The organism is Streptomyces sp. NPDC006798, assembly GCF_040635975.1.
In the GTDB taxonomy this organism is placed as follows: Bacteria; Actinomycetota; Actinomycetes; order Streptomycetales; family Streptomycetaceae; genus Streptomyces.
Window position 1 is genome coordinate 1 of record NZ_JBEYIS010000113.1, and the last position, 3,686, is coordinate 3,686.

Consider the following 3,686-nt stretch of genomic DNA (forward strand, 5'->3'; position numbering starts at 1 on the left):
CCTCACCAACCTCCTCCACACCATCACCCAAAACCCCCACACCCCCATCCACCACATCAACACCCTCACCCCCCAAGAACACCAACAACTCACCCACTGGAACACCACGGAGGTACCGATCCCGGGAACGGGCCGGACGGTCCATCAGCTCTTCGCGGCCCAGGCGTCCCGGACCCCCTCGGCGACCGCCGTCCGCTCGGGTACCGAGAAGCTGACCTACCGGGAGCTCGACCAGCGGGCGGGACGGCTGGCCGCCACGCTGGTCGCGGCCGGGGTACGGCCCGAGGAGACCGTGGGCGTCCTGCTGGACCGCTCCGCCGATCTGCTGGTCGCCCTGCTGGCGGTGCTGAAGACGGGTGCGCACTATCTGCCGCTGGACCTCCGGGATCCCCCGGCACGGCGGCACGACTTCCTCCGGGAGACCGGGACCCGGACGGTGATCACCGATCGGGCCGAGTGCCCAGGCGCCGAACTGCCCGACGGCATCCGGCCGGTCCTCGTCGGCGAGGTCATCGACCACCCGGAGGACGGCCCGGAGCAGATGGCCGTGGCAGGTGACGAGCGACAGCTCGCGTACATCATGTACACCTCCGGATCCACCGGCCGGCCGAAGGGGGTGGCCGTCCCCCACTCGGCGATCGTCGGGCTCGCCGCCGACCGGGTCTGGCGGAACGGGAACCACCGGCGGGTGCTCTTCCACTCCCGGCACTCCTTCGACGCGGCGACCTACGAGATCTGGGTCCCGCTGCTCTCCGGTGGTGAGGTCGTCGTCGCTCCGGCCGGCCAGTTGGGGGCGGCCGAGCTGGCGGAGCTGATCGACCGGTACGGGATCACGGCGCTCTGGCTGACGGCCGGGCTCTTCCAGCTCGTCGCCCAGGAGAATCCGCGCGCCCTGGCGGGGCTGCGCGAACTGTGGTCCGGCGGCGATGTGGTCGACCCGCGGGCGGTGGCCCGGATCCGGGCGGCCTGTCCCGGGCTCGCGGTCGTGGACGGCTACGGCCCGACCGAGAGCACCACCTTCGCCACCTGCTACCGGATTCCGGCGGACGGCCCCGACCCGGCGACGGTCCCGATCGGCCGCCCGCTCGACAACACCCGGGTCCATGTACTCGACGCCGGGCTCCGCCCGGTGCCGCCGGGGGTGGCCGGGGAGCTGTACATCTCCGGTATCGGCCTCGCCCGGGGCTATCTCAACCGTCCGGGGCTCACCGCCGAACGCTTCGTCGCCGACCCCTACGGCCCGCCCGGCACCCGGATGTACCGGACCGGAGACCTGGCCCGCTGGAACCGCGACGGGACCGTCGGCTATCTCGGCCGCGCCGACCAGCAGGTGAAGCTGCGCGGCTTCCGGATCGAGCCGGGCGAGATCGAGTCCGTACTGAGCGGTTGTCCCGGGGTCGCCGGCGCCGCCGTGGTCCCGTACGGCGAGAGCTCGGGGAGTACGAGGCTGGTGGCCTATCTCGTCCCCGGCGCCGGGGCGGTCCCCGACAGCGCCGTACTCCGGGACCGGCTGGGGAGCGTCCTGCCCGACTACATGCTCCCGGCGGCCTTCGTCACCCTGGACGAGCTGCCGCTGACCGCCAACGGAAAGCTGGACCGCCGGGCCCTGCCCGCCCCCGACTTCGGCGCGGGAACCACCGACCGGGCGCCGGGCACCGAGCGGGAGCGGATACTCGCCGAGCTCTTCGCCGACGTCCTCGGCCTGCCCAAGGTCGGTGTCGACGACAATTTCTTCCGGCTCGGCGGGGACAGCATCCTCTCCATCCAGCTGGTGAGCCGGGCACGGGAACGCGGTGTCGTGATCACCCCGGGCGAGGTGTTCCAGCACCAGTCGGTCGCCGGTCTCGCGGCTGCGGCCCGTACCCCGGACGCCCTGCCCGGCGCCGTGTCCGAGGAGGGCGCCGACGGCCTCGGGGACGTACCGCTGACGCCGGTGATGCTCGACTTCGGTGTCGACGGTCCGGGCTTCGGGGAGTTCCACCAGTCGACCGTGGTCCGGACGCCGGCCGGAGCGACCCTGGACGGCCTGGCCCGTACGGTGCAGGCGGTACTCGACCGGCACGACATGCTCAGGGCCCGGCTGGCCGGTACGGGGCCGGAGGCCAGGCTGGTCGTCCCCGAGCCGGGCAGTGTCTCCGCCGGTCCGCTGCTGACCAGGACCGGACTGCCCGGGGCCGCCGAGGGCGACCCCGCCGTCTTCGCGGCGGCCGCGGCCGGGGCACGGCGCGAGCTGGACCCGGTCCGGGGTGTCATGCTGCGGGCCGTCTGGTTCGACGGAGGCCCCGGGGCGCCCGGCGCGCTGCTGATCCTGGTCCACCATCTGGTGGTGGACGGCGTCTCGTGGCGCGTACTACTGGGCGATCTCGAAGCGGCCTGGCGGGCGGTGTCCGCCGGGGACGAGCCCCGGCTGCCCGCCGTGGGGACGTCCTTCCGGCGGTGGTCGCTGCTGCTCTCCGACGCGGCCCGGGACACGGAACGGGTCGGCGAGCTGGACGCGTGGACCGAGGTCCTGGGCGAGCCGGAGCCGCCGCTCGGCGGACGGCCGCTCGATCCGCGCCGGGACACCGTGGGAACCGCGACCACCCGGTCGTGGAACCTGCCGCCCGAGCTGACCCGGGCGGTGCTGGCGGAAGTACCCGCCCGGTTCCGCTGCGGTGTGGACGACGTGCTGCTGACGGCGCTGGGGCTGGCGTACCACGCGTGGCGGCGGGAGTCGGGCGCCGAGGACGACGGATCCCTGCTGGTCGACCTCGAAGGGCACGGCCGTCACGATCTGGTGGCGGGGCTCGATCTGTCCCGTACGGTCGGCTGGTTCACCAGTGTGCGGCCTCGGCGGATCGAGACCGGTACGGCTCCTTGGAACGGCCCGGCGGCGGGTGCGGCGCTGAAGCGGGTGAAGGAGCAGGGCAGCGCCGTTCCCGGGTACGGCCTCGGGCACGGGCTGCTGCGCCGGCTCAACCCGGAGACCGCCGGGCGGCTCGCCGGGGCGCCGCGCCCGCAGATCGCCTTCAACTATCTCGGGCGGTTCCCGGTGCCCGGTGACGCCGACTGGGCTCCGGTGCCGGGGACGGCGGCGGTCGGGGGCGGTGCCCATCCGGATATGCCGCTCACCCACGCCCTCTCGGTCAATGCCGTCGCCCTGGACGGGCCGGACGGGCCCCGGCTGAACTTCGCCTTCGCCTGGCCGGGCGGGCTGCTCGACGAGGACGGCGTACGGGCTCTCGGCGACGGCTGGGTCCGGGCGCTGGAGCTGCTGGCCGAGCACGCGGCGGAGCCGGGCTCAGGCGGGCTGACGCCGTCGGACGTACCGCTGGTCGCCCTGGACCAGGCGGAGATCGACGCGATCGGGGCGGAGGTGGAGGCGGCCGACATCCTGCCGTTGGCGCCGTTGCAGGAAGGCCTGCTCTTCCACGCCCTCTACGACGAGGAAGCACCCGACGTCTACATCGTCCAGATCACCCTCGACCTCGAAGGACCCCTCGACACACCCCGCCTCAAACAAGCCGCCCACACCCTCCTGAAACGACACCCCCACCTCACCGCCGCCTTCCTCACCCGACCCAACAACCCACCCCTCCAAATCATCCCCATCCACACCACCCTCCCCTTCACCGAACACAACCTCACCCACCACAACCCCACCACCCGCCAACACCACACCCAAACCATCCTCCACCACACCCGAA

The 3,686-nt window shown here is 73.1% G+C and carries 1 protein-coding gene; it reads left to right on the forward strand.

Going from position 1 to position 3,686, the window contains the following annotated elements:
- Window positions 1–3,686, forward strand: a 3,686-nt coding sequence (locus ABZ714_RS34745) for an amino acid adenylation domain-containing protein (protein ID WP_358829367.1), incomplete at both ends; no start/stop codon positions are given.